General features: G+C 63.3%; 23 protein-coding genes and 1 tRNA gene. 10 read left to right on the forward strand and 14 right to left on the reverse strand.

The window, feature by feature from the left end:
- Positions 1–47 precede the first annotated feature (47 nt).
- Positions 48–1,556 carry a hypothetical protein gene (locus tag EJO71_RS14155; protein ID WP_125949457.1) on the reverse strand — a complete coding sequence of 503 codons (1,509 nt, stop codon included), beginning with the start codon at positions 1,554–1,556 and terminating at the stop codon, positions 48–50.
- A gap of 198 nt (positions 1,557–1,754) precedes the next feature.
- On the opposite strand from EJO71_RS14155, the gene EJO71_RS14160 reads away from it, so the two are divergent.
- Positions 1,755–2,075, forward strand: a complete 321-nt coding sequence (locus EJO71_RS14160) for a hypothetical protein (protein ID WP_125949456.1) — start codon at positions 1,755–1,757, stop codon at positions 2,073–2,075.
- 31 nt (positions 2,076–2,106) lie between these two features.
- On the opposite strand, the gene EJO71_RS14165 is transcribed toward EJO71_RS14160, so the two are convergent.
- Positions 2,107–3,777 carry a methyl-accepting chemotaxis protein gene (locus tag EJO71_RS14165; RefSeq protein WP_240651399.1) on the reverse strand — a complete coding sequence of 557 codons (1,671 nt, stop codon included), beginning with the start codon at positions 3,775–3,777 and terminating at the stop codon, positions 2,107–2,109.
- Positions 3,778–4,126: 349 nt separating this feature from the next.
- On the reverse strand, positions 4,127–7,225 hold the full coding sequence (locus EJO71_RS14170) for a hypothetical protein (protein WP_125949455.1): 3,099 nt from the start codon (positions 7,223–7,225) through the stop codon (positions 4,127–4,129).
- Positions 7,226–7,617: 392 nt separating this feature from the next.
- Between EJO71_RS14170 and EJO71_RS14175 the strand changes: the two genes are divergently transcribed.
- Both EJO71_RS14175 and EJO71_RS14180 read left to right on the forward strand, forming a co-directional pair.
- Positions 7,618–8,043, forward strand: coding sequence for a phage protein NinX family protein (locus EJO71_RS14175; RefSeq protein ID WP_125949454.1), 426 nt, complete (start codon positions 7,618–7,620; stop codon positions 8,041–8,043).
- Positions 8,044–8,423: 380 nt separating this feature from the next.
- Positions 8,424–9,125 (forward strand): hypothetical protein, encoded by a 702-nt coding sequence (locus EJO71_RS14180; protein WP_137860828.1) that lies wholly within the window; start codon positions 8,424–8,426, stop codon positions 9,123–9,125.
- 192 nt (positions 9,126–9,317) lie between these two features.
- Here the strand turns inward: EJO71_RS14180 and EJO71_RS34335 are convergent, their stop codons facing one another.
- The 7 genes from EJO71_RS34335 to EJO71_RS14220 form a co-directional block, all read right to left on the reverse strand.
- Positions 9,318–10,004 carry a hypothetical protein gene (locus EJO71_RS34335; RefSeq protein ID WP_164546831.1) on the reverse strand — a complete coding sequence of 229 codons (687 nt, stop codon included), beginning with the start codon at positions 10,002–10,004 and terminating at the stop codon, positions 9,318–9,320.
- Positions 9,997–10,731, reverse strand: a complete 735-nt coding sequence (locus EJO71_RS14190) for an aspartyl/asparaginyl beta-hydroxylase domain-containing protein (RefSeq protein WP_125949451.1) — start codon at positions 10,729–10,731, stop codon at positions 9,997–9,999. The genes EJO71_RS34335 and EJO71_RS14190 overlap by 8 nt, the downstream gene beginning before the upstream one ends.
- 566 nt (positions 10,732–11,297) lie before the next feature.
- Positions 11,298–11,624, reverse strand: coding sequence for a helix-turn-helix domain-containing protein (locus tag EJO71_RS14200; protein ID WP_125949449.1), 327 nt, complete (start codon positions 11,622–11,624; stop codon positions 11,298–11,300).
- Complete coding sequence (locus EJO71_RS14205) at positions 11,621–11,827, reverse strand: AlpA family phage regulatory protein (protein WP_125949448.1); 207 nt, start codon at positions 11,825–11,827, stop codon at positions 11,621–11,623. The genes EJO71_RS14200 and EJO71_RS14205 overlap by 4 nt, the downstream gene beginning before the upstream one ends.
- Positions 11,828–11,941: 114 nt before the next feature.
- Positions 11,942–13,627 (reverse strand): hypothetical protein, encoded by a 1,686-nt coding sequence (locus EJO71_RS14210; RefSeq protein WP_125949447.1) that lies wholly within the window; start codon positions 13,625–13,627, stop codon positions 11,942–11,944.
- 42 nt (positions 13,628–13,669) lie between these two features.
- The gene (locus EJO71_RS14215) at positions 13,670–13,978 is read right to left on the reverse strand and encodes a S24 family peptidase (protein ID WP_164546830.1); all 309 of its coding nucleotides are present in this window, start codon (positions 13,976–13,978) and stop codon (positions 13,670–13,672) included.
- A 12-nt stretch (positions 13,979–13,990) separates the two neighbouring features.
- On the reverse strand, positions 13,991–14,308 hold the full coding sequence (locus EJO71_RS14220; protein WP_125949445.1) for a hypothetical protein: 318 nt from the start codon (positions 14,306–14,308) through the stop codon (positions 13,991–13,993).
- A gap of 732 nt (positions 14,309–15,040) precedes the next feature.
- Here EJO71_RS14220 and EJO71_RS14230 point away from each other — a divergent pair.
- The gene (locus tag EJO71_RS14230; protein WP_125949444.1) at positions 15,041–15,532 is read left to right on the forward strand and encodes a hypothetical protein; all 492 of its coding nucleotides are present in this window, start codon (positions 15,041–15,043) and stop codon (positions 15,530–15,532) included.
- Between the two features lie 95 nt (positions 15,533–15,627).
- Here EJO71_RS14230 and EJO71_RS14235 read toward each other — a convergent pair whose 3' ends face one another.
- From EJO71_RS14235 to EJO71_RS14245, 3 genes are all read right to left on the reverse strand, one after another.
- Positions 15,628–16,443 (reverse strand): hypothetical protein, encoded by an 816-nt coding sequence (locus tag EJO71_RS14235; protein WP_125949443.1) that lies wholly within the window; start codon positions 16,441–16,443, stop codon positions 15,628–15,630.
- Between the two features lie 75 nt (positions 16,444–16,518).
- The gene (locus EJO71_RS14240; protein WP_125949442.1) at positions 16,519–17,739 is read right to left on the reverse strand and encodes an integrase arm-type DNA-binding domain-containing protein; all 1,221 of its coding nucleotides are present in this window, start codon (positions 17,737–17,739) and stop codon (positions 16,519–16,521) included.
- 174 nt (positions 17,740–17,913) lie between these two features.
- Positions 17,914–17,988 (reverse strand) — tRNA-Arg (locus EJO71_RS14245).
- Between the two features lie 254 nt (positions 17,989–18,242).
- Between EJO71_RS14245 and EJO71_RS14250 the strand changes: the two genes are divergently transcribed.
- The 4 genes from EJO71_RS14250 to EJO71_RS14265 all read left to right on the forward strand — a co-directional run bounded on the left by EJO71_RS14250 (position 18,243) and on the right by EJO71_RS14265 (position 22,310).
- Positions 18,243–19,265: a tripartite tricarboxylate transporter substrate-binding protein gene (locus tag EJO71_RS14250; RefSeq protein WP_125949441.1), complete on the forward strand. Its 1,023-nt coding sequence runs from the start codon at positions 18,243–18,245 to the stop codon at positions 19,263–19,265.
- A gap of 105 nt (positions 19,266–19,370) precedes the next feature.
- On the forward strand, positions 19,371–19,892 hold the full coding sequence (locus EJO71_RS14255; RefSeq protein WP_125949440.1) for a tripartite tricarboxylate transporter TctB family protein: 522 nt from the start codon (positions 19,371–19,373) through the stop codon (positions 19,890–19,892).
- Between the two features lie 31 nt (positions 19,893–19,923).
- Complete coding sequence (locus EJO71_RS14260; RefSeq protein ID WP_125949439.1) at positions 19,924–21,456, forward strand: tripartite tricarboxylate transporter permease; 1,533 nt, start codon at positions 19,924–19,926, stop codon at positions 21,454–21,456.
- A gap of 17 nt (positions 21,457–21,473) precedes the next feature.
- The gene (locus tag EJO71_RS14265; RefSeq protein WP_125949438.1) at positions 21,474–22,310 is read left to right on the forward strand and encodes a cytidylate kinase family protein; all 837 of its coding nucleotides are present in this window, start codon (positions 21,474–21,476) and stop codon (positions 22,308–22,310) included.
- Between the two features lie 47 nt (positions 22,311–22,357).
- Here EJO71_RS14265 and EJO71_RS14270 read toward each other — a convergent pair whose 3' ends face one another.
- A complete protein-coding gene (locus EJO71_RS14270) occupies positions 22,358–22,966 on the reverse strand; it encodes a Crp/Fnr family transcriptional regulator (RefSeq protein WP_125949437.1) in 609 nt (202 codons plus the stop codon).
- 155 nt (positions 22,967–23,121) lie between these two features.
- Here EJO71_RS14270 and oxc point away from each other — a divergent pair, with 155 nt between their 5' ends.
- Together oxc and frc are read left to right on the forward strand one after the other, a co-directional pair.
- Complete coding sequence (gene oxc / locus EJO71_RS14275) at positions 23,122–24,951, forward strand: oxalyl-CoA decarboxylase (protein ID WP_125949436.1); 1,830 nt, start codon at positions 23,122–23,124, stop codon at positions 24,949–24,951.
- 32 nt (positions 24,952–24,983) lie between these two features.
- Positions 24,984–26,261: a formyl-CoA transferase gene (gene frc, locus EJO71_RS14280; RefSeq protein ID WP_125949435.1), complete on the forward strand. Its 1,278-nt coding sequence runs from the start codon at positions 24,984–24,986 to the stop codon at positions 26,259–26,261.
- Positions 26,262–26,290 lie beyond the last annotated feature (29 nt).

Below are 26,290 nucleotides of genomic sequence, written 5' to 3' on the forward strand. Positions count from 1 at the left end.
TCGTGAAGCGCCTTTTTCCTTGTTGAAGCGGCTGCGCTGCCCCGCGCTCAGAAGTTCTTCAGCGTGTCGAGCTGCAGCTGCGTCAGGCCGCGCTGGTACAGCACATTGGTGCGGAAGTTCGTGGCGATCGCAGCGGCCTGCGCGTCCACATCGGTGGCGCGGGCCGCGGTGCTCGCGGCGCCGATCCAGGTGTTCGTACCCGCCAGGATCAGGAAATTCGCCAGCGTGACCGTGCCGCCGGCCGGCACCGTGATGTCGAAATCCATCGTCACCACGTTGCTGCCGTCCGAAGCGTTGAGCGCCGAGGTCGAGGCGTAGTCCACGTGGTCCGCCGCGCCGAAGACGAAGCCCGCGTCGCGGCCCTTGCCCAGGCCGTCCCAAACCGCCAGCGCCTTCTGCGGCGCGCCTGCCGGCGGGTAGATCACGCCCGCGCCGTAGGAGCCGAGGAAGCTGGCGTACGTCACCTTTGCCGTGATGGGCGATGCCGAGGGGTTGTGGAAGGTGTCCGTCATGCGTCCCCACGACTGGTTGGGTTGCGCGTAGAAGGTGCGCTGCACTTCGAGGCCGCGCAGTGTCCTGACGCCGGATCGGATGTTCTGCGCGCCGCGCGTCTGCGACACGGTCCAGCCTGTCAGTCCCTTGCTGAAGTCGCCGTTGACGATGAAGCTGCGCACATCGTCGTCCACCGACACCAGCTCGATCGACGTGCCCTGGCCGCGGTTGCACTGTTCGAACGACAGCACGACCACCTGGCCGGAAAAGGACGTGAGCCAGGCGAACCCCCACGTGCCCGTCGGGCCGCTGCGGTCGGTCCTGAACAGCGTGCTGAGCAGCCCGCCACTCGTGTCGCGCACGACCACCTGCATGAACGCCAGTTCGTCGCGGAAGTTGCCGCGCTCCACGCCCGGCTTGCCGGTCCACCCGAGGCTCACCTGGCCGGTGGTCTGCCGCAGGTCCAGGGTCTGCTGCAGCCTTGCGTCGGGCACCGCGTGCAGGAACGCCGCGACACCGTTCGACTGGAACTGTGGGTCGGTCGTGATCGACACCACTTTCAGGCCGTCGGCCTCCGTCATCTCGGGGCCCAGTGGCGTCAGTTCGGCAAAGGTCTGGGTGGCCTTGAAGCCCGCGAAGCCGCCACCCACGGTCACACCCAAGGTCAATGCGCCCGAACCTGCGCCTACACCCGAACCCGCGAACTGGTTGTCCCAGCCGTTCCCGATGGAGAAGTCGGGCGTGAGGTCCCAGAAATTCGCCTGGCCAGGGCCCACGGCCGCGTTGATGCCCTTGTCTTGGTTGGCGATGCTCTGCGTGAGGATCGTCGCCGCCGGCAGCGAGGTCGGCGTCGCAAGCTCGGGGCTGGGAGCCGGTGCCGGTGGATTGGGCGCGGGCGGGGCCGGCGGCTGCGGTGCAGGCGGCGCCGGAGGCTCGCCCGGAGCGGGGGCGGGTGGCGTGCCGACCGGCGGGAAGGCGAATCCGCCGCCTCCGCTGCCGCCACCGCCGCACCCGCTCAGCACCGCGACGCTCACCGCGGTGAGTGCAAACCTTCTCCGGTCCATGATCGATTTCCTCGTTGATTCTTCTGAAGACTGTTCCAGCGCGGCGCGCCGATCGCGGCCACGAGGCGCCGATTGGAGCGGCTTTGGTGCCCGGCATCCATCACCGAAATTGGGGAGATCGAAGGACCTGCGCGCACGGCGGCGCCGGCCGGAATCGCAAAAGTAATATCGCCCCTCGGCAACACCGGAGCAGCACGCATGGGGCGCAGCATCTTCTTCCTGGGCATCGTCATGGCGGCCGCTGCATTCGCGGTATCGGCCCAGACGCGCAAGCCTTTCCCGCCCGGCGTGGTGGGCGTGATGCGCATCGACGCCGGCACCGACTACGTGTTTCTCGACCGGCCCACCACCGTGGGCGGCGCGTGCAAGGGCTGGAAGGCGGTGTCGATTCAGGCCCCGGGTCCGGCGGGCTCGGGCATCACCAACCTCATGTGCTGGAAGGAATCGAACGGCCAGTTGCTGACCGCGACCGAGGCGAAGGTCTCGCCGCAGATCGCGCCTATGAGCCTGATCCGCTGACGCGGACCGGGGCAACAGAGCGGCGGCTAATTCAGACCGGCAGCAGGCGGTCTGCCGACGTCGCGGCCAGCCGCACCGCGCGGGCCGAAGGCTCCGCGGGCACCGGCATCCGCCGCGCGTCCTGTGTCATTTCCCCGTCGCCCGGCAGCACGAACTGGCTGATCAGCGCATCGAGGCTGCGCGCCTGGTCGCGCAGGCCTTCCGATGCCGCGGCCGACTGCTCGACCAGTGCCGAGTTCTGCTGCGTCATCCGGTCCAGGCCCGCGACGGCGGTGTTGATCTGCGCGATGTCGTGCGTCTGCGAGCGGGTGGCCGCCGTGATCGCGCCCACGGTGTCGGCAACCTGCCCGATCGACGCCACGATGCGCTCCATGGTCTGGCCCGCGCCGTCGGCCAGCACGGTGCCGGCTTCGATGCGCTGCACCGAGTCGTCGATCAGCCCCTTGATCTCGCGCGCGGCCGAGGCCGAGCGCGTGGCCAGTTGCCGCACTTCCGACGCGACGACCGCGAAGCCCCGTCCCGCCTCGCCGGCGCGCGCAGCCTCGACGGCGGCATTGAGCGCGAGGATGTTGGTCTGGAACGCGATGCCGTCGATCACGCCGGTGATGTCGGCCACCTTGCGCGAGGCGCGGTGGATGTCCTGCATGGTGCCGACCACCTGCGTTACCACCTCTCCGCCCTGCGCCGCCACGGCCGCCGCGGCGCCGGCCATCTGCTCGGCGCGGTTCGCGGCCTGGCTCGACTGCTCGACGTTGCGCATCACCTGCTCGAGCGCCGCGGCGGTCTGCTGCAGGCTGGACGCGGCTTCCTCGGTGCGCGCCGACAGGTCCGAATTGCCGTGCGCGATCTCGTTGGCCGCCACGCGCACGCTCTGCACCGATTCGCGCACGCGCAGGACCAGCTCGCGCAACGCGCCCTGCATCGCGCCCAGCGCCAGCAGCATCTGTCCGGCCTCGTCGCGCGAATGGCCTTCGATGTCATGGCGCAGGTCGAGGCTGGCGACACGGCGGGCCGTTTCGCCGGCCGAGCGGATCGGCCGGCTGATGCTGCGCACCAGCCACTGCGCCAGCACGGCGCCGAGCAGCAGGGCCGCCACACTGAACACAATCAGCGCCAGGCGGCCGGAGGCGCTCAGCGCCTCGACGCGGCTGCCCGCTGCATCGATGGCTTCGCGCTGCGCCGAAGCCAGCCGGGACAGCGCCTCCAGCAGGGCCGCCGAACCGGGCTGGAAGCGCTGCGCGTAGACCGTGCGGATGCGCTCGGTGAGGCCGGAGTCGCGTGCCGCGACGAGTTCCTTGACGGCGATCCTGAAGTCCTTGCCGGCAGCCTGCGTCCGTTCGAGCAGCTCCCGGTCGGAGTCTCTTTGCAGGCGCTGCGACACCTGCTGCAGCAGCGCGTCGTACTTCGACTCGGTCGCCTGGATGTCCGCCGCCAGGATCTCGCCGACTTCGGGTTCGGAGCTCAACGCCATCGCCTTGTAGCGCTCGGCGTTGATGGACTGCAGGCGGTAGGCGTCCACCACCATGCGCTCGGACACGCCATGCTGCTGGATGGCTTCGCGCGTGGCTTCGTCCACCTTGGACAGCGAGCGGATGCCGATGCCGGAGCCGGCGAGCGTCAGCAGCAGGACGACGCCGAAGGTGGCGAGCAGGCGGCGGCCGAGGACGTTGGTGGAGCGGGGAGTGTGGAGGTCGGAGGTCACGGGAGATCGGTTTCTCCCGCCGTGTTCGGCGGGGGAGGGTGAGGGCTTGGGATGTTTACAAGCCTGATTACATCGGCGCCTTGTTACGGTGCATTGACTGCGCCGAGGCTCCATCGCGAACGCGAAACGCAAGGCGAAAAAAAGCGCTCCTCGAGGGAGCGCTTAACGACGCGATAAAGCGCCGCGAGGAGGAACCGAAGTCCGTTCGGAGAATGGAATTTCTTCCGTCGAAGACATTCAGGCCTCTACATTGGCCGCGTGCGCGGCCCGTGACTGCGGGACAGGGCAGGCCGGGCGCGTGGGCGCTTGCCTACAGCAGCAACCCGGACCCGCCTGCCCGTCGTTTCGGTCAGCCGAGCAGGCCGTGCAGGATGTTGGTGACCGGGCTCACGACATGGCTCACCGTCTGCTCGACCTGGCTGGTGATCGGCGCCACGACCTCGCTCACGCCCGCGCCGGCGGCACCGACCGTGCCCTCGACCACGTGGGCCACCGTCTGGACGACAGGCGCCACGGTACCGGCAGCGCCTGCCAGGATGTCGGTTGCCGGGGCTGCAGCGCCAGAGGCTGCATGGGCTGCGGGAGCGACCGCATCGCTAGTCGCCGACTGCAGCACGTTGGCCACGGGGCCGTCGCCACCCAGCGAGCCGAGCAGGCGGCCGACGAGACCGTCCGCGCCCAGTACGCCACCGAGCAGACCGCCGGCATCGCCACCGGTCACGGTGCCGAGCAGTCCGCCGACGATGCCATGCTCACCGAGCAGGCCATCGACGAGACCGCCGGCATCGCCACCGGTCACGGTGCCGAGCAGTCCGCCGACGATGCCATGCTCACCGAGCAGGCCGTCGACGAGACCGCCGGCGTCGCCACCGGTCACGCCGCCGAGCAGGCCACCGACGAGACCATGTTCACCGAGCAGACCATCGACGAGACCGCCGGCGTCGCCACCGGTCACGCCGCCGAGCAGGCCACCGACGATGCCATGCTCACCGAGCAGGCCATCGACCAGACCGCCGGCGTCGCCACCAGTCACGCCGCCGAGCAGGCCGCCGACGAGACCATGTTCGCCGAGCAAACCATCGACCAGGCCGCCGGCGTCGCCACCGGTCACGCCGCCGAGCAGGCCACCGACGATGCCATGCTCACCGAGCAGACCATCGACCAGACCGCCGGCGTCGCCACCCGTTACGCTGCCGAGCACGCCGCCGAGCAGTCCACCGTCACCGCCAAGTACGCCTCCCAGCAGGCCGTCGTCACCCAGCACGCCGCCGAGCAGGCCGCCGTCGCCACCGAGCAGACCACCCAACAGGCCGTCGCCGCCCAGCACACCTCCCAGGAGGCCGCCGTCACCGCCGAGCAGTCCACCCAGCGGGCCTCCGGCACCGAGGAGGCCATCGTCAGCCAGGACGCCACCCAGCAGGCCGTCCCCACCGAGGAGGCCACCGACCAGGCCGTTGTCGCCCAGCACACCGCCGAGCAGCCCGTTCTCACCTCCAAGCAGACCGGCCAGGGGCCCATCGCTCAGAAGTCCACCGACCACGCCATCAGGCCCGAGCAGGCTGTCGACCAGCCCGTCCCCGCCGAGCAGGCCACCGGTAAGCCCTTCGCTGCCCAGCAGGCCGGCAAGCGAGCCGCTGCCACCGAGTACGCCGCCGAGCAGGCCACCGTCGCCGCCGAGCACACCACCCAGAAGGCCGCCGTCTCCCAACACACCGCCGAGGAGGCCACCGTCGCCGCCGAGCACGCCGCCCAGAAGGCCGCCGTCTCCCAGCACACCGCCGAGCAGGCCACCGTCGCCGCCGAGCACGCCGCCCAGAAGGCCGCCGTCTCCCAGCACACCACCGAGCAGGCCGCCGTCGCCACCGAGCAAGCCGCCCAGCAGGCCGTTGTCTCCCAGCACTCCGCCGAGCAGGCCACCGTCGCCACCGAGCACACCGCCCAGAAGGCCGCCGTCTCCCAGCACTCCGCCGAGCAGGCCACCGTCGCCACCGAGCAAGCCGCCCAGCAGGCCGTTGTCTCCCAACACACCGCCGAGCAGGCCACCGTCGCCACCGAGCAAACCGCCCAGCAGGCCATCGTCTCCCAGCACGCCACCGAGGAGCCCGCCATCACCCAGCAACTGTCCGACCAGTCCGCCTTCGCCGAGCACGCTGCCCACCAGGCTGCCGTCGCCCAGCAGGCCTTCGAGCACCTGGCTGACCACGCCGTCGTTGCCGATCAGGCCGTCCACGAGGCCGTCGATGCCCAGGCCGGTGGTCACGCCGCCGAGCAGGCCGTTGCTGCCGAGCACGTTCTCGAGGATGTTGTTGAGCGCGTCGGTCAGGTAGTCGACCTGGCCGTTCAGCGATCCGATGAGCGCGTCGGTCAGTCCGTTGCCCAGCAGGCCGTCCACCACGGGGGTGAGCACGCCGCCGAGGTCGGTGGTGATGTTGCCGACGGTGTTGTCCAGCGGGTCGAACCCGTTCGGATCGTTGGGCCTGAACTCGTTGCCCGCGACCGGGGAGAGCACGTTGTCCACCAGGTCGGTGAGGCCGTCGACCGTGGGCAGCAGCGACGCCAGCGTGCCCGCGGAGTGCGTGACCGCGGCGCTGCGGGCGGCTGCTGCCGTACCGCCGCCGCCACCCAGGCCGAGCAGGTTGTCGAGGGCGCCGACCAGATGGCCGACGGCGCCGTCACCCGGATCGAGCAGATGGTCGGCGTCCGCATCGGCGTCGGAGTCTGCATCCGAGTCCGCATCGGAATCCGAGTCGGCATCCGAATCAGCGTCGGCATCGGCGTCCGCATCCGAATCGCCGTCCGCATCGGCGTCGGCATCTGCGTCCGCATCGGCATCCGCGTCGCTTTCGCCGATGCCGGGAATGAAGAAGGGAACCGCGCTGTCGCTGCCACCGCCACCGCCCAGTGCCGCGGCGAGCCCGGCGGCGCCCAGGGCGCCGAGCGCGAATTCACCCAGCCCGATGCCGCTGCCGGCGGCGGTCTTCTTGCTCACCGCGAGCGCGGCGGCTTCGGCGTCGCTGTCGGGCGCGGTCACTTCGAGGTCGCCCTTGGCCACATCCACGTTCACCTGTTCGAGCCCGGTGGCCAGCTTGGTCGAGCTGATGGTGGCGTCGGTGCCGCCGGTGAACACGCCGGCGAGCGGGGCCTTGTTGGTGGCCGATCCGGGAAAGAGAACATTGGCGTGGCCGTCCTGCGGAACGATCACGCGGTCGCCGGCCATCAGCGTCTGGCTGCCCGAGACAGGAATCGCGACGCCGTCGCGCATGACGACAGTGCCGGGCGTGGCGTTGGACAGCGATCCGACACCGGCTGTCGCGGCAGGCGGTACCGTGGCGGCCGCCGCGCCCATGGGGGCGATCGGCATCACTGTCGATTGCGCGAGGATCACCGGCGCGGCACCGCTGTCGGCGCCTCCGGCGATCGAAGAAGTCGATGCATTGGCATTCGTCATGGCAGCCTCCTCGGTGGTGGGACTGACTGACGGGGCAACTTGTGTGCCGCTTTTTCGGGCAGCTTGCGGCGTTGCACTGGAGTGTGTGCAAGTTGTTGATTTTATTGATTATTTCAATGGGCAAGGCGTTGGCAGAGTCTGCGAGAGGACTCTCCAGCGAGCGCACTTCGGCGCTTGTTACGTAGCGTTGTTACATGCCCTGCCCGTAACAGTCCCGGCCCCGGTACCTGTTGCTGGCGACGGCAAGCGAACCTGCAAATTTGTAAGCGCTTTGCATCCCGGCGATCCAGGTTGGGTATAGGTCGAAGGAAATCGTTTGGCCTTACCTTCTCTCTGCGTCAGCCTGGGGAAAGGCAGGAAGCTTTCAGCGCATTCGAAGCAAAACGTCACGAATGCAGGCGTTCCTGGCGCCGGCCATGTGGTCTTTCCCGGAAGAATGGCTCGCCATGAGAATTTCAGAAACAAACGGGGTGGAACTTGACTACTGGGTGGCGCGTGCGCTTGGCATGATGCCGACCATCCTGCGGCCACAGGGCAGGCCGTCGTGCTTTGTGATTCCTGCGAAGAGCGAAGCGTTTTCCTTTGCTCCATCTTCGACATGGGCCGATGGCGGCCCGATCATCGACAGAGAGCGAATCAGCTTCCGATGGGCCGGCTCCGGAGCGACCAGATGGTGTGTCGCCGTCAAGCAGGGCTTCAGAACCGTCGAGGCGAATGGCGAGACTCTTCTTGTCGCGGCAATGAGAGCCGTCGTGATCGACCAGTTCGGCGATCTGGAATTGCACCCGGTCAAGCTCGCCCGGGAAGGCTCGTGCTGATCACGAGGGCCTGAAGCCGGGGGATTCTCGTCATGCGCCACGTGCGCACAAACAAAAAAAGCCGTTGATGAACTCAACGGCTTTGTTTTTTGGTGCTTCGACAGGAATCGAAAACCCCTATGTAACCCGCATGAATACTGAGTTTTTTTAGTTTAGGAGAGAAAGATACCGGAAAAAGTACCGGCAAATTCGTTGATGTGGTCCGTTTGCGACAGATCCACGCCTGGTTCATCATCTTGCGGTCCGCTAATGCCTTCAGCCGACACGGGCGATAGCATTTGGAGACTCGAACCCGAACGAGGAGTAGAGGCTATGGCCGATGAGAAGAGGAGCGGCACAAAGGGCTTAAGTGCACAGGCTGCGGTATCTAGGCGCGCGCATTGGCACAGTTGGCCGGGGCGCTAAACATGCTGTTCAGTGAGATTGATAAGGTACTCGACCCCTATAGGACCAAGTTGGCTGAGCTTGAGCAGAAGGCAGGCATCGGGGAGCAGGCGGATCGAGCACGCGAAGGCTCTATGTTTCCTCTCGGCATCGATGGCGATAAGGTTGACCCGCAAGAGTACTTTGCTGATGAGGCCGACTACACGCGGCGTGGCATCCGGCTGGCGTATTTCTCGGTCCAGGATGCAGAGTTACGCCGAGAGCTAATCAAAACGGTAAGAACATTGGAAGCTACCCATCAAAGTCTGTTGGACCGAGATGTTGGTGAGGCGGCGTCAGAAGTCAGCAAAGCAAAGGTAGCCCTTCGACGTTTGCCATGGGGTACGGGCGCATTCATCGCGCTACTTTGCTTTGGCGTCGGCGAGTACAGCAAGGGTACATCGGGCGCAATTGCAGGCGGAATGCTGGGCCTGTTCATGGGTCTAGGCTATGTGTGGAACGCAAAAGGTTCCGCGGAAAGCACCCTTGAGCAAGCAGAATTTGATCTGAAGTCTGTACAACGGGATCGCAGGATTCGCAAGCTCCACCCGGAGACATTCAGCCGCAGCGAGGAAGTGCTGGGGGAAGAACAGGAGGAGTTTGGCGACGAGAGTGCCAGGGCAAATGTCGTTAGATTCCTAGAAGAGAATCCAGCCTGAAATCCGGTGGCGCGATCATCTATCTCGTTCTAAGTGGCTTCTCGTTCTGCCACCTCCGGAGGGCGGTCACGCAAAAGGTGCTCGAAGTTCGCAGCAACTGGCCCCTAGGTGACTTCGTTTCGGTCCTTCAGCATCTCCCTCATTGCCTTGGTCATCTGCCGCAGCGTTCGCCAATGTCCGCCGGTGTAAGCATTACGGGAGACCCGGGCTTTTCCTTCGGGGCTCGTTGGTCCCGTCGCCTTTTCCCACGGTCGCCAGATGTGGATCAGTTCCGCCTGCCGCGCCCTGCGTTCGGGCGTCCAGCCATTTGCCATCGCTTGCCTCCAATTCTTTGAATTTCTGGATCCGGTTTTCTGCCGCGTGCGCGCAGGCGGGCGTACTGGTCTCGAAATTGCCGTTGTTCACCTGCTGCGGGCCGTTCGCGACGTTCGCTTGCTTGGCGATCACCGTGGTCTTCGGATACTTCAGTTCAACTAACGCGGAGATGGTGGACCGGCTCTGCGCCTGCGCCTTCAAGGCCAAGCCAAGGAAGGCCTCGAAGTTGCGTTGGTACTCCTGACCCTGCGCGCGCCGTGCAAGGTTCGTGAAGATGGTTTGGAGCGCCGTTGCCTGTGAGACCAGCATTGCCTCCAAGTCTGACAAATCGCCGGCCTTGACACGCTGGGTTGTGCCTTGGATCGCGTTGATCATGCTCATGAGGTCCACCTCCCTTCCGAGGTGCCCGCCATACGACTGCATCACTGTGCCGGCGTTGACAGCAGGATCGGGAGCAATGCGACCAACCGCCTGCGGCAACGTCTCTTCCGGGGATCGGACGAGCTGCAATGTCTTTGGATCGGTGCTCGTGGAAACGCCCTTGCTGACGCTTGTCTTAGCCATGGCAACCCTGCTCAGCGGGGGATGTTTCTACCCACCACAGCCCATCCGGCGTGATTACGTGGGAAGACTCGGCGCTCCTAGCCACTGCCGGTGTCTTGCAGCGCACATCAACGATCAGGTGCACCCGATCATCGCTGCTGGCGTTCAACACCTCGTGCTCCTGGCTGTTGTCGAACCAATAGATTTCGCCAGTCTTCATCTCGACAACTTCATCCCCGGCGCGGAATCGCGATCCTGCCTTGGCATTCAGGACAATGTGAAAGCGCTCGTAGTAGGCGGCATGCGATCCGCCGTCAACATGGGGTGTTATGTGGCCACCCGGTGGAAGCTTGGTGATCAAGCAACGCCCCAAACGTTCGCCACCAACTCTCGCCATCAGGCCGAAGATGAGCGGTCGTGCTTGAGGCAACTGGCCGAAGGCGGGGTAATCAATGGACTCGTGCTCGTCGAAAACATACGACGCATCGCCCGTCCTGTTAGCTCGTTCCATGTCGTTGAAACGTAGCCAGATGTCGGAGACCTGGGAATGAGGTGTGCCCGGGATGGCGGTGCGCAGCGTGTTCTGGTTCCAGAGGTCCGGCCGATACGCCAAGGCACACATCAACGGCATGACATCGCAGCCTTCGGCGATCTTCAAGAAGTTCTTCATTGGACTCACTTTCAAATGGGGGTTGAGCAGAGCTTCGATCTGCAGATGCGGAGCGGCCTGTGTGAGAGATTGATTCATGGCTACCTCAATGCGTGGTCTCAAGCACAGGAGATGGCTTCTCTAGATGGTTTCCGCGAGACGGTGTAGAGAGGCCCTGAAAAATGGGCCGGATAGCACCGTGAGACGGTATAGAGCGTGCCTTCCCTGCGCCGTGAGACGGTGCAATGGGGCGCCCCTCTACGCCGTGAGACGGTCTAAGCTCCGCGTTTTGGTAGGCACCACGTACAAACGCCTTCGCCGCGCCCTCGTCATAGCCGGGCAAGCGGTCTAGCGTGCGCCACGTAACGGCGTACCAACTGGCCTTGTTGGGGCGGTGGCCCATCACGGTTTCGTGGATGAAGCCGGCCGCCAACAGTTCGCGTTTGGCACGGGTGATCACGTCTGCACTCTTCCATCCTCTTTTTGAGAGGTAGGCGGCTGAGGCCAGCAATCGACCGTTGTTGTCGCGAACGAACTGCCTGGCGATCTCCAGCAGCAGGGAGCGCGCAGGATGGCTTAGAGCGGCGTAGGCTGGGCTATCGAGCACGGACCAGGGTAGGGCTACGAATCCGCCAGAATCGCGCCCAGAATCGCCCCGCCTGCCGCTATTGCGGCTGTTGGCCATCCGGCTCTTCAATCAACGTGTACCGAGCCATCCGTGCATGGGAATAGCCGTCGGCGGCGTACCCATCAAACAGATCAGTGATGATGTTGAAGCCCTGGGCACGCAATCCCCAGATCCTGGCACTTGTCTGATAGCAGCCCAGCGCTCGCAGTTCGTCGGTGGTCTTGGGGCCATTTCGAAGGGCGGCGATGATGCGGCGTTGTTGGGCTTCCGTCTTGGTGCTCTTGTCGCTAAACTTCAGGCTCGACTGCGTTTTCTTGAGAGACCCCACGGCTGCAACCGATGGGGTTTTCTTTTGGGAGGTCATTGTGTTTGAGCCTCCGCTTTATTGGCGATGAAGTCTTCCACCGCCGCTGCATCCCACACTGTGACGGAATCGCCAAGCTTGAAAGGCTTGGGAAATTTCCCTTCACGGACCCATCGCCACACTGTGGCCGGGCTGACAGGCAAAAGGCCATCCTTGCCCTTGGTGGTTGCTAATTCGGCAACCCTGATGACTCGCTTTGACATTTGCAACTCCTTTGTAAATCGCCGTGGCACGGCGTGGGAGTAATGTCTGCGGTTGGCCCTGGGCCATTCAAGGTTGGGCCATGGGCCAGTTTGGAGCAAGGCTATGGCGCAAGGTCACGCATCGGCGATCTCCCCGGTATTCCGCAAGCGTTGCCATGTTTTTCTGAAGACTTCATTGCTCATACCCGGCAGCGCCGACTTCGCGGCCGTCTTGGCCTCCGACGGTTTTCCTGGCGGTGCCTTTGGTAGGCGCTTGGGATCAAAGCCCAAACTACGCAGTGCGGTGAGAACGTTGGAATCATGCGCGGCGCTTCGCTGTAGGGGCTTTGCGATATTCGTGTGATCGGAGGAGGGTGCCTCGCTTTCTCCTTGGGGCACCGCAGCAATCCACTCATCTATCCAGCTGTGATGTTTTAGCCGTTGACCAGCGGCGATATCCACCCATTGCCGCAAAGTGCGAGCATTGCCATCAAGCGCAGCATCTTCGAAGCCACGAAGCATGCTTCTGTAGTCCATTGCATTGGGCTCGCCCTCGGTCGCCAACAACTCGCCATTCGACGTCGGGTCGTGTGGATCAAGCCCGCATAGAAGCAGGGCAGCTTCCTTGGGTTTGACGCTTGAGTACCCCCACCACCTTGATGCATTCAGCGTGAGATCCCACCACGCCAATGTGTATTCGTTGTTCGACGCTTCGTCGGCATACCGCTGTAGCGGATCAAATTTACGGAAGGTATCTTTGGCTTCAAGCCTTGCTCTCAAATTCCATCGATACAGCACGCCTTGAGATTGAAGCCATGCGTTAACGTCGAGCGGGGAAACCAGATCCCAGAAGTCACGAACGCGATCTGGACGGTACGGCAAATCCGTTTGCGGATCACGAACGGTCAACTCGCCACTCATCGCGGCGTTTGTCATGCGCTTTTTCAGTGCATCGCGCGAGCCCGCATGCCATCCCTCCTGTTCTGCTATTGCAGACGACGCATTCTCAATCGTCCAATGGGTCGGGCCGCTCCCATACGGGATGAGATGAAGCTCAATACCTCCTCGCTCCCGGAGAAAGGGCGCCAAGTCATCAATGGGCAGAACCACCGACCTTTCGAGGCCTTCCCCGAAAAGTTGCACTTCTTTCTTTAAGGTAGAGGCATTACGTACAGTGAGCCTTCCATCCAGAACAGATTGCTTTAATTCCGCCTCAAGATTGACGCGGGCAACGCCATAGGACATGCGGTTGTCGGCATTGCCACGATCTGGCCACATCGCATTCGCCATCATGTGCGGAAGCTCTCCAAAAGGAATAGGTCTTGCCTCATGGACTTCCAGGTAGCGGACGATAGCTGGAGTGACCGCCTGATCGACATTTCCTAGACTACGCTCGTGCATGCTTTCCGGAAGCCAAAATCGGAGCGGAGAATCTAATGGAACAGATGGGCAGTCTGGCCAACCAGCAAGATGGCTTGGAAGAAAACCGTCATTCGACTCTAGGACATGCAGTTCGCCCGCCTTGATTGCTTCGTCCATCAGCGCTCGAAGGGCATCGGCCTTTGCTTGGTTGGTAGGATAGAAAAGCGGAGGAATCTGCTTCCGTGTGAATGCTGGTATCCACTTCCCCTTCTGGATATAGCTCTCCGCATTCAACGCCATTTGCTTGCGTTTGGCGGCGTCATATAAGGGCGCCAAGATGCGAATGCACTCGCGCATTGCATCCGCACTTTCCTTACTCAAGCTCATAGCACTCCCGAAGTGCAGCCCCGAAAGAAAAGGCCGGCGCAGACCGTCAGGGAAACGGATGTTCGGGAGCAACCCCTAGCGCCTTCCGATCTTGTGATCCTGCCTAAATGGCCCCTACAGCCTCCCTACACATTGATACTCAGTCACTCGACCAATGATCCGGAGCTTTGGGTCGTCGATCTCAACCGTCTTGAAGTTCGGATTGAGAGGGCGAAGATACCAGCGGCCACCGTCGTATGCGAGTCTCTTGAAGGTGGCTTGTTGGGTGTCTACATCCTTGGCAATCACAAAGTCGCCAGGATCAACAGATCGGTTGGGATCGACCAAGAGAACCGTTCCCTCCGGGAACGAGTATTGCGCTTCAGAATCGGGGCTGGTCATGCTTGCATCAATGACGCGAAACATTGAGATCGGATAATTCATTGCACCCTCCATTCATTTCGTAACTTGAGGCGAATGCGGAATGCATTGAGCCTCAAGAAAGTCCTGAAACCTCTTGTCCTCCGCAGCGGCAATTGCTGCCGACCGCATGGGCGATACCTCGCGCAATGAATCCTGATCGAAGATCGACCAGATCTTGTTTATCGCTTCGCCAAGCTCCCTGGCGCCATCTTCGCTCAGTTCCAGATTGAACAGGCGCCGGGCGTCACTTCCGCCCTCTGCGGAGGCGAGTCCCCAAAGGGTCCACGCAAGCCTTTTTCCAATCAACCTGTACTTCCGGTGCTGGTCAACGGTAGCAAGTCGCTTAGTCATGGTCTCCTCCGGTACGGTTGAATTTCTCGATGAAGCACCTGCGCTGCTCTGGGCTCATCTGCTTCAAGCGATCGCTCAAAGCGAGCGCCATCGCTTGGCAGCGCGCCTTGCTTTCATGGCCGCCTAGGCTGCAGCGGACGATCTTTCCTTTGACACGCCATCGACCGTCCGCACTACGGCTTACATGCCGGGAAATGGCGGTCTCAAGTGACCACTCGGAACTAGTGGACGGGTGATTTCGACCGGCGCCATCAGTCTTAGAATCGGGAAGAGCCATGATGTGCAGTCCTTTCAGGTGAGCACGTTGTGGATAGACGGTCCTTGGTGCTCCAACACCTTGGGCCGTCGCTTTTTGTGCGTCAGATCCTCACGGCCGGGCGATGCGACCGTGATGCGCTCTGCCGCGCGGCGCCTATTCCTTTGCCGGCTCCTTGGCCCGGTCAACGGCCTTGCTCAGCCATCCCATTCCCAAGCGACGAAGCTTCGCCCATCGAGCAGGTGTCAAACGCACCGAACCGTTCACCTTTCTTTCTTCCTCTGGGAGTGGCGGTCGCCCCATCTTGGCCAGAGCTTCGCGTTCTTGCTTCGTCATGGGACTAAATGTAATGCGTAAAGTCGATCTGATCAAGGACTTTATGTAATGCATAAAGAGCGCCGAGCGTCCCTCTCAGATTGTTTGGCGCCAGACTGTGTGTAGAGTTGCTTGGAACTACCACCGTACTTCGGATAGACATGGCTCAGACGTTTCACCTGCGACTGCTTTTGGAAGGACAGGACGACCTCATCTATGAGGTTCGAAAGTCGGAGGCCGACAGGTTGAAGCGGATTCTTGCCGGTGAAAATTGGGCCGATCTGATGTTCTGGTTCGATACCATCGATGGCCGGAGCGTGCTCGTGAACCTCGCATATCTCCAGGGCGCGAGGTATCTGTGGGACGTTGCGCCGGCACCGCCGGATTCGCGGGTCAGCGCTGACGATCACATGCGGATTGCACTTCGCGGAAGACAGGTGATTTCAGAGTGGCCTAGCGAAGATTCAAAGGACGTCTATACGCTGTTTTGGGAGTTGGAACTAGGCCTGGAAAAGGTGACGTTCACGGACGTTGATGGAGAGGATTTCACGCTGATTGCTCATCAGATCGTGTATCTAACAGCGCCTAAGGAAGTTATCGACGAAGGTCGCAGGCTGGTGGAAGGGGAAGATGACGGGGGCGCTGAGTCTTGAGTCGCATCAGGCCTGAAGGTGCGTCAGTATTGTCCCCAGCCTAAAGAGCGACGTGTGCAGCCGTCATGAGACCGCTATCAAGATGGCCGCATTTGTCACTTTCCGACAAACAGCAGCAGCACCATGGCGATGATGCCGATACCCCACCTCATGGTTGTCAGCAGTTTCTCCATGCTGTTGGCCAAGGCTGCGATCGAACTGGCTACCGCATCGGTAGAAGGCGAGGCAGAAGCCTGTATTTCCGGGGGTTCTGACTCCTCGCGCGCGGCTGGATTCGCCGAAGCCAGATCAACTTTTGTTTTTGTGATTGCCACATTGATAATGTGTCCATTCGCGGGTTTGGGCCAATCAAGCGAATCATCGGGTGCGGCAGGCCGCAGAAATAGATTCTCCCGCCGGCCGGTCGGCGCCATTGGGTGATTCATTGTGTAGATCGCCAAATGCAGACTCAAGCGCATGCTGGCTGCCTTGCCCTCTGCGACCAGCCCTCGCAGCGGATCGAAAGCAGCTTTCGGTAGGTAGAGGGACACGTACCACTGATCGTCTGTGCCGCTCTCCCAATCAGCACGATTGAAGCCCAAGTTTGCAAAGCCCAACGGCGAATGGAGCCAAAAAGCTTCGCCATCCTTCGTAACCGGCACTTCGCGGTCGAAGACTGCCAAGCGCAGCGTCTTAGTTTTCTTCTCGGGCTCGCCGATGATCGAGACGTCACGATCTTGGAGCACAGCGGTGCCAGCAAGAAAGCGTTTGACAGTCGGGCCTAGTTCGGGGTCGTGCTCCAGCTCTACGACTTCCTGGACGTCATGGACATCGACGATGACTCGCCAACCCGGGTAATAAGTCCTCTTCGTTCCATCTTCGAGGACGCATTCGATGGCCTTGTCGTCCCGCTCGGTGATTTGGACTGGCACTGTCTTCTCCTCTCGATTGTTTTCTCGAAAGGCATGTGCCAATAGGTTGGCGCCTTTCGGCAATGGGGCTCGCTGTCACGCCGCTCTGAGTTGAATGATCTCGGCGCCTTCAGCAAGTTTGTCTAGGTAGTCAGCCCAACGCTGCATCATTTCCCGTCGAGCTGGCAGGTGTGCAGTGCGGTTGTAGGCTCGACCATTGGCATCTTTGACCATGTGAGCGAGCTGATGCTCGATGAAGTCCACCCGCTCACCCAGCACCTCATCCATGATGGTCCGTGCAGTGGCCCTGAAGCCGTGGGCCGTGTGGACTTCTGCGCTGTAGCCCATGCCCCGTAGTGCGGCATTGATCGTGTTTTCGCTCATCGGACGCTCACCCGTGCGAATGCTGGGGAAGACGAAGCGCCCGTGGCCTGTGATGGGATGGAGGTTGCGCAATATCTCTACGGCCTGAGTCGCTAGGGGCACGATGTGATCGACCTTCATCTTCATCTTTGACCCGTCGATGCGCCACTCGGCCGCGTCCAGGTCGATCTCCGACCATTCCGCCGTGCGCAACTCACCTGGTCGGACAAATAGCAGGGGGGAAAGCTTTAGGGCCGCCACGGTGGCGGGATGGCCACTGTAGGCACTGATTGACCGGATCAAATCACCAACCTGTTTCGGTTCTGTGATGGCAGCGAAGTGCCTGCTCGATTTCGAGGCTAGGGCTTCGCTCAGGTCGGCTGTCACGTCCCGCTCTGCCAGCCCTGACACCACGGCGAAGCGAAACACCTGCCCGCAAAGCTGCTTCACTCGATGGGCGGTATCGATGGCTCCCCGGGCTTCCAGCTTGCGCACGACTCGCTCCAGGACATCTCGGGGGCCAATTGCGGACACGGGCATCTTGCCTATGAAAGGGAACACATCCTTTTCCAGCCAAGTCTTGACCTTGAGCTGCGTGCCGTCTGCTCGCTTGGCTGCAGTCTTTGCCAACCATTCGCGAGCCACGGCTTCGAAGGTGTTGGCTGCAGCATCGACCCGGGCCTTCTTTTCGTCCCGCTTGGCCGCACTCGGATCTCCACCTTCCGCAAGCAGTTTCCTGGCGGAAGCTCGTCGATCCCGAGCCACTGCAAGAGAGATTTCAGGATACGTACCTAGCGCCAGCGTCTTGCGCTTGCCGCTGAATGAATAGTCCATTCGCCAGTACTTGCCAGCCGGTTTCACCAGCAGGTACATGCCGCCACCGTCCGCGTACTTGTTGCCGATGGCCTTCTCTGTAGCCTTCACCTTCCGAACGAACGTGTCTGTCAGTGCCATCCTCACTCCTTGACGGTATGCCGAACCGGGAACTTCTGAGATACCGGCGAAAGTAACGGTATTTCTGTGAGATGGGATGCTACGCCGTGAGAGGCCGCAGGACAAAGAAAAACCCGCTGTGCCCAGGAAGCACGCGGGTTTTGCGATTGGATGAGACGTTGTAATGCTGGTGTTTGGTGCCTTCGACAGGAATCGAACCTGTATCTGAGTCTTAGGAGGACCCCGTTCTATCCATTGAACTACGAAGACCGGATGGAGGCGCCAGGAGGCGGGGGGCCTGCAGCGCGCCCGCGATTTTATAGGGTTCGCGATGACAGTTCGCGCGGGGCCTGCGGACAAGCCGGCAGCAATCGCCAGCGCGGGCTAACCCGAATACGAAATCCGCGAAAAGTTGACCGCGATCAAGCCCGCTCGAATCGGCGGCGCGCACCATCGTGCCCGTTCGTATCTCTGCTCAGATCCAAGAACAAAAAAGAGCGAAACACTACACAGGAGACAACCTGATGAAGAAGATCGCCTCGCTCTTTCCGGGCAGAACGAAGGTCGTTGCCGCGACCGCTCTAGCGCTGGCAGCAACTGCCGCGCCCGCCTTCGCATGGGAACCCACCAAGCCGGTGGAGTTCGTGATTCCCGCCGGCACCGGCGGCGGCGCCGACCAGATGGGACGCCTGCTGCAGGGCATCGTCATCAAGTACAAGCTGATGAAGGAGCCGCTGATCGTCGTCAACAAGTCCGGCGGCGCGGGCGCCGAGGGCTTCCTGGCGGTGAAGGAGGCGAAGGGCGATCCGCACAAGATCGTCATCTCGCTGTCGAACCTGTTCACCACGCCGATGGCCACGGGCGTGCCCTTCAACTGGAAGGACATGACGCCCGTCGCGATGCTGGCGCTCGACCAGTTCGTGCTGTGGACCAACGCGTCCGAGCCCTACAAGAGCGCCGGCGAGTACGTCACCGCCGTGAAGGCCGCGGGGCCGAACAAGTTCAAGATGGCCGGCACCGGCTCGAAGCAGGAAGACCAGATCATCACGGTCGCGCTCGAGAAAGCCACCGGCACCAAGTTCATCTACGTGCCTTTCAAGGGTGGCGGCGAGGTAGCGGTGCAGCTGGTGGGCGGGCACGTTCAATCGACGGTCAACAACCCGATCGAGGCGGTGGCGCAGTGGCGCGCGGGCAAGCTGCGCGCGCTGTGCGTGTTCGACGACGAGCGCATGCCGTTCAAGGCCAAGGTCACCGACACCCAGTCGTGGAACGACATCCCCACCTGCAAGGAAGCGGGCGTGCCCACGAAGTACACGATGCTGCGCGGCATCTTCATGCCGCCCGGCGTCACGCCCGACCAGCTCGCCTTCTACAAGGACCTGCTGACCAAGGTGGCCGCCACGCCGGAGTGGAAGGAGTACATGGAGAAGGGCGCCTTCAACCCGACCTTCATGACCGGTGACGCCTTCGCGAAATGGCTCACCGAGGCCGAGGCCACGCACCGCACGCTGATGTCCGACGCGGGCTTCCTCGCGAGCAACAAGTAAGCCGGCAGACCGCCGGTGACCGACTGCCGCGCCCTGCGGCAGCGGGCGAGTGCGCCGCGAGCGCACTCCGATTTCCTTCTTCCAAACAACCACGATGGGGGCTCCATGGAGCACGACGAAACATCCGAGGGCCCGGCGCGCACGGGCATCTCCACCCACCTCGTAGAGGCAGCGGTCGCGGTGGCGCTGCTGGTCATCGGCCTGGTGGTGGTCTTCGAGGCACGCAAGCTGGGCGCGGGCTGGACCACCGACGGCCCCGGCGCCGGCTACTTCCCGTTCTTCATCGGCGTGATCATCACGATCTCGGGCGCCGGCATCCTCTACCAGTCGCTGCTAGGCAAGAACCGCAACACCGCGGTCTTCGTCGACTCGGTGCAGCTCAAGCGCGTGCTGTCGGTCCTGGTGCCGGCCACGGTCTACGTGCTGGCGATCTCCATCCTCGGCATCTACGTGGCGTCGGCGATCTACATCGCGCTCTTCATGGTGATTCTGGGCAAGTACGCGTGGCTCAAGAGCGTGTTCGCCGCGCTGGCCGTGAACACGCTCTTCTTCTGCATGTTCGAAGTCTGGTTCAAGGTGCCGCTCTTCAAGGGCGCGCTCGATCCGCTTCGGTTCCTCGGCTACTGACCGAACCCAACACTCACGGAGCACAAGCGAAATGGAAGAAATCAGTGCCCTGATGCAGGGCTTCTCGGTGATCCTCTCGCCGATGAACATCGGCCTGATGTTCATCGGCATCATCCTCGGCGTGCTGATCGGCGTGCTGCCCGGACTGGGCGGCGCCAACGGCGTCGCGATCCTGCTGCCGCTGACATTCACGATGTCGCCGACCTCGGCCATCATCATGTTGTCGTGCATCTACTGGGGTGCGCTCTTCGGCGGGGCCATCACCTCGATCCTGTTCAACATCCCGGGCGAGCCGTGGTCGGTGGCCACCACCTTCGACGGCTACCCGATGGCGCAGAACGGACAGGCCGGCGCGGCGCTCACGACGGCCTTCACCTCTTCGTTCGTGGGCGCCTTCCTCGCGGTGGTGATGATCACCTTCCTTGCGCCGCTGGTCGCGAAGTTCGCGCTCAAGTTCGGCTCGCCCGAGTTCTTCGCGGTGTACCTGCTGACCTTCTGCAGCTTCGTCGGCATGGGCAAGGGCTCGCCCTTCAAGATCCTCGCGTCGATGGCGCTGGGCTTCGCGCTCGCGAGCGTGGGCATGGACACCGTCACCGGCCAGCTGCGCCTGACCTTCGGCCAGCCCGAGCTGATGCGCGGCTTCGACTTCCTGATCGCGGTGATCGGCCTGTTCGGCATCGGCGAGATCCTGCTGTCGATGGAAGAGGGCCTCAAGTTCTCGGGCAAGAGCGCGAAGATCGATCCCAAGGTGGTGTGGCAAACGTGGAAGCAGTTGCCCAAGTACTGGGTGACCTCGCTGCGCAGCTCGCTCATCGGCATCTGGATGGGCATCACGCCCGGCGGTGCCACGCCGGCCTCGTTCATGGCCTACGGCCTCGCCAAAAAGATGTCTAAGAAGGGCGCCAAGTTCGGCACCGGCGAACCCGAGGGCGTGGTCGCACCCGAGACCGCCGCGCACGCGGCCGGCACGAGCGCGCTGCTGCCGATGCTGGCGCTGGGCATCCCCGGATCGCCCACCGCCGCGGTGCTGCTGGGCGGCCTGCTGATCTGGGGCCTGCAGCCCGGGCCGCTGCTCTTCGTCGAGCAGAAGGACTTCGTCTGGGGCCTCATCGCCAGCATGTACCTCGGCAACATCGTCGGGCTGATCGTGGTGCTCAGCACCGTGCCGCTGTTCGCGTCGATCCTTCGCATTCCGTTCTCGATCATCGCGCCGGTGATCATCGTGATCTGCGCGATCGGCGCCTACACCGTGCACAACGCGATGCTCGACATCTGGTTCATGCTCGGCTTCGGCGTGCTGGGCTATCTGTTCAAGAAGCTCGACTTCCCGCTCGCTCCGCTGGTGCTTGCGCTGGTGCTCGGCGACAAGGCGGAAGATTCCTTCCGCCAGGCCATGCTGGTGTCGCAGGGCGACGTGATGGTGATGTTCTCGAACCCGCTGGTCGGCAGCATCACCACGCTGGCGCTGGTGCTGCTCTTCTGGCCGCTGATCTCCAAGGCCCTGGCCTTCGTGAAAAAGCCGAAGAAGACCGACGAGTTCGCGGTCGAGCGGCCGGTGGATTGAAGGAAGGAGGCAAGCACATGCCAGTGATCGCACTGACCCAGGAGATGGGTTCCCTCGCGAAGGATGTTTCGCTGAAGCTCGCCGAAACCCTCGGCCTCGCCGTGATGCGCCACGAGGTCATCGAGCACGTGGCCGACCGCATGCAGGTCTCCACCAGCCTGATCGGCCGTTTGCGTAGCGGCAAGGCGGGGCTGGTGGAGCGCCTGACCACCGACAGGCGCAGCGTGGCGCTCTACACGGCCGAGGAGCTGTTCGCACTCGCCGACCGCGGCAACGTGGTGCTGCGCGGCTGGGGCGCCACCTGCCTGCTGCGGCCGGTGCCGCACGTGGTGTGCGTGCGCATCACGCGCTCGCTGAAGAAGCGGGTCGAGTGGCTGATGGCCGATCTCGAAACGGATGACGCCGATTTCGCCGAAGCCGAGATCCGCCGCAGCGACCAGGCGCACGCAGCGCGCATGCATGCGCAGTTCGGCGTGACGTGGGGCGATCCGGTGCTCTACGACCTTGTGCTCAACACCGATCGCCTGTCGGTCGAGAGTTGCGTCGAGCAGATCCGGCTGATGGTGAACTGCCCCGAGTTCGCAGAGACACCGGCGTCACGCGCGCTGCTTGCCAACATGGCGCTGGAGGCGCGCGTGCGCGCGGCACTGAAGGAGCACGAGGCGACGCGGGACATCAACGTGACGATCGCCGCGAACCATGGCGAGGTGCTGCTGCGCGGCATCGTGCTCAACTCCGACGAGAGGGCGCAGACCGAGGCGGTTGCGGCGGAGGTGTCCGGTGTCAGCGGCGTCCACAACCAGCTGAGGTTGATGGCCAGTACTCGGCGCTTTGCTTCTGCCAAGCAGACGTAGGTTTCGTTCGCACGCACCCGGCCAAACGCCGCGGGCAAACAGGAGCGCTAGATCTTCCCGCGCTTGCGAAGCCGACTAAGGGTTTCCGCTGACAGATTCAGATAGGACGCCAGCTCCTTGCTCGGAATCCGGTCTTCCAACTCCGGGTGCTTGCGCATGAACCGATGCACGCGCCCGGCCGCATCGAGCAGGTGCAGCGTGATCGTGTGCGCCATGATCTCGCTCATCCCGCGCATCACCAGGAACTCGAACAGCTCCTTCGTCTGCGGATGCTTGTTCAGGAAGGCGATCCACTCCTTCAGCGGCAGGCTCGCGACCCTTGCCTTCGTCACGCAGACGATGCCGTAGGGCGTCGGCGTGCCCAGCCGCAGCGCGGCATAGCTCGTCTCCATGTCGTTCTCGTCGGCGAAGCGGAGGATCATTTCCTTGCCCTCCGGGTTGCTCACCACCCGCTTGAGGATGCCGTCGAGGATGAAGTACTGCTCCATCTCCCGCACCCCCTGGTGCAACAGGAACTCGCCCTTGTTGCCGTCCACGATCACCAGGTGGGCTTCCAGTTCGGCGCGGTCCGCTTCGCTCAGGTCCTTGAGCAGGACGTTCTGCCGGAGCTGGGCGCGAATGATGTTCTTCTCCGGATGGTTTTCCAACAACGTCATGGTCACCGTCTTGCTCGATTTCGCTGCCAGCGCCGGTGGTCATCGGGGGTGGCGCCGTTTTCGGGAAAGTTGACCGAGGTCAACGGCCGAAAGCTTGAGCCCGAATCATAGTCTTGGCTCGGGCCTTGGCCATTCACCCATGCAGAAGGAGAGACATGTCTTCAGTCAGAACAGAGAAAGAGGCAACCACCACGCTGGACGAAGCCCTCAAGCCTGCGAAAAGCCGTGATGCCGATGGTGGCGAATCGGTGGTCCGCGCCATCAAGAACCTGGCGGAAGACACGCCGGCAGCCGAGACCATCGACGGCTTCCATCTCGTCATCGATGCCCTCAAGCTGAACGACATCGACACCATCTTCGGCCTGCCCGGCATCCCGATCACCGACCTCACGCGCATGGCCCAGGCAGAAGGCCTGCGCGTCATCTCCTTCCGCCACGAGCAGCACGCCGGCAACGCGGCCGCCGCAGCCGGCTTCCTTACGCAGAAGCCCGGCATCTGCCTGACAGTGTCGGCCCCGGGCTTCCTCAACGGCCTCACTGCGCTGGCCAACGCCACCACCAACTGCTTCCCGATGATCCTCATCAGCGGCTCCAGCGAGCGCGAGATCGTCGACCTGCAGCAGGGCGACTACGAGGAGATGGACCAGCTCGCCATCGCCAAGCCGCTGTGCAAGGCCGCCTTCCGCGTGCTGCACGCCGAAGACATCGGCGTGGGCATCGCGCGCGCCATCCGCTCCGCGCTGTCGGGCCGCCCCGGTGGCGTCTACCTCGACCTGCCCGCCAAGCTCTTCGCGCAGACCATGGATGCGGCTGCCGGCAGGAAGTCGCTCATCAAGGTGATCGACCCGGCACCGCGCCAGATCCCCGCCCCCGATGCCGTCAAGCGCGCGCTCGACATCCTCAAGGACGCCAAGCGCCCGCTGATCCTGCTCGGCAAGGGCGCCGCCTACGCGCAGGCCGATGCCGACATCCGCGCGCTGGTCGAGAAGACGGGTATTCCCTACCTGCCGATGTCGATGGCCAAGGGCCTCTTGCCCGACACGCACGCGCAGTCGGCGGCGGCGGCGCGCTCCTACGTGCTGCAGGAAGCCGACGTGGTGGTGCTGATCGGCGCGCGCCTCAACTGGCTGCTCTCGCACGGCAAGGGCAAGACCTGGGCGCAGGAGAAAGGCGCCAAGCGCTTCATCCAGATCGACATCGCGCCGACCGAGATCGACAGCAACGTCGCCATCGAGGCGCCGGTGATCGGCGACATCGGCTCCTGCGTTGCCGCGCTGCTGGGCGGCATCGACGCCAAGTGGGCCAAGCCGCCGGCCGACTGGACCGGCGCGATCGCCGACCGCAAGGACAAGAATCTGTCGAAGATGGCCGCCACGCTGGCCGCGCGGCCTTCGCCGATGAACTTCCACAGCGCGCTCAGCGTGATTCGCGACCAGGTGAAGGCGCGGCCCGATGCCATCGTCGTCAACGAGGGCGCCAACACGCTCGACTTCGCGCGCAGCATCGTCGACATGTACGAGCCGCGCAAACGCCTCGACGTGGGCACCTGGGGAATCATGGGCATCGGCATGGGCTTCTCGGTGGCCGCGGCCGTGGTCACCGGCAAGCCGGTGATCGCCATCGAGGGCGACAGCGCCTTCGGCTTCAGCGGCATGGAGGTCGAGACCATCTGCCGCTACAACCTGCCAGTCTGCGTCATCGTCTTCAACAACAACGGCGTGTACCGCGGCACCGACGTGAACTCGAGCGGCACGAGCGACGTGGCGCCCACGGTGTTCGTCAAGAACGCGCGCTACGACAAGCTCATGGAAGCCTTCGGCGGCGTAGGCGTGCACGCCACCACCGCCGACGAACTGCAGAAGGCCCTGGCCGAGGCCGTCGCCTCGGGCCGCCCGACCCTGATCAACGCCGTCATCGACGAGACCGCCGGCACCGAGAGCGGGCGCATCACGAGCCTGAACCCCGCCACGGCGAAGAAGAAGTAACCCGCGTTTCCATCATTCAAGGAGATACCCAAATGAGCAGCAACAACAAACCACTCAGCGGCATCAAGATCATCGACTTCACGCACGTGCAGGCCGGTCCCGCGTGCACGCAGATGCTGGCCTGGTTCGGCGCCGACGTGATCAAGGTCGAGCGCCCGGGCGCCGGCGACGTCACCCGCAGCCAGCTGCGCGACATCCCGAATGTCGACGCCCTGTACTTCACCATGCTCAACAGCAACAAGCGCTCGATCACGCTGGACACGAAGAAGCCCGAGGGCAAGATCGTGCTGGAAAAGCTGATCCGCGAATCCGACGTGCTGGTGGAAAACTTCGGCCCCGGCGCGCTGGACCGCATGGGCTTCACCTGGGAGCGCCTGCAGGAGCTGAATCCCAAGATGATCGTCGCGTCGGTAAAGGGCTTCAGCGAAGGCCACCACTACGAGGACCTGAAGGTGTACGAGAACGTGGCGCAGTGCGCCGGCGGCTCCGCCTCCACCACCGGCTGGTGGAAGGGCGAGAACTCCGTCCCGACGATCTCGGCGGCCGCGCTGGGCGACTCCAACACCGGCATGCACCTCGCCATCGGCATCCTGACGGCCATCATCGGCCGCCAGCAGACCGGCAAGGGCCAGAAGGTGGCCTGCTCGATGCAGGACGCGGTGCTCAACCTGTGCCGCGTGAAGATGCGCGACCAGCAGCGCCTGGACAGCGTGGGCTACCTCGAGGAATACCCGCAGTACCCGCACGACATGGGCGCATTCGCCGACAAGGTCGTGCCGCGCGGTGGCAACGCCGGCGGCGGCGGCCAGCCCGGCTGGATCCTGAAGTGCAAGGGCTGGCAGACCGACCCGAACGCGTACATCTACTTCACGGTTCAGGGCCACGCCTGGGAGCCGATCTGCGAGGCGCTGGGCAAGCCCGAGTGGAAGACCGATCCCGACTACATGACGGCCAAGGCCCGCCAGCCGCACATCGAGCAGATCTTCGCCACCATCGAAGACTTCATCAAGGACAAGACCAAGTTCGAGGCGGTGGACATCTTCCGCAAGTACGACATTCCCTGCGCCCCGGTGCTGTCGATGAAGGAACTGCTGCACGACGAGTCGCTGCGCAAGAGCGGATCGATCGTCGAAGTCCCGCACAAGGAGCGCGGCAGCTACTGGACCATCGGCAGCCCGATCAAGTTCTCGGACCTCAAGCCCGAAGTGACCGCTTCGCCGCTCCTGGGCGAGCACACCGAAGAAGTGCTGGCGGAGCTGGGCTACAGCAAGGACCAGATCTCCAACCTGCGCGAAGCCAAGGCCGTGTAAAAGGCTCACCCCCAGGCTTGCCCACTTCG

Source organism: Variovorax sp. 679, assembly GCF_003952185.1.
Lineage (GTDB): Bacteria > Pseudomonadota > Gammaproteobacteria > Burkholderiales > Burkholderiaceae_C > Variovorax.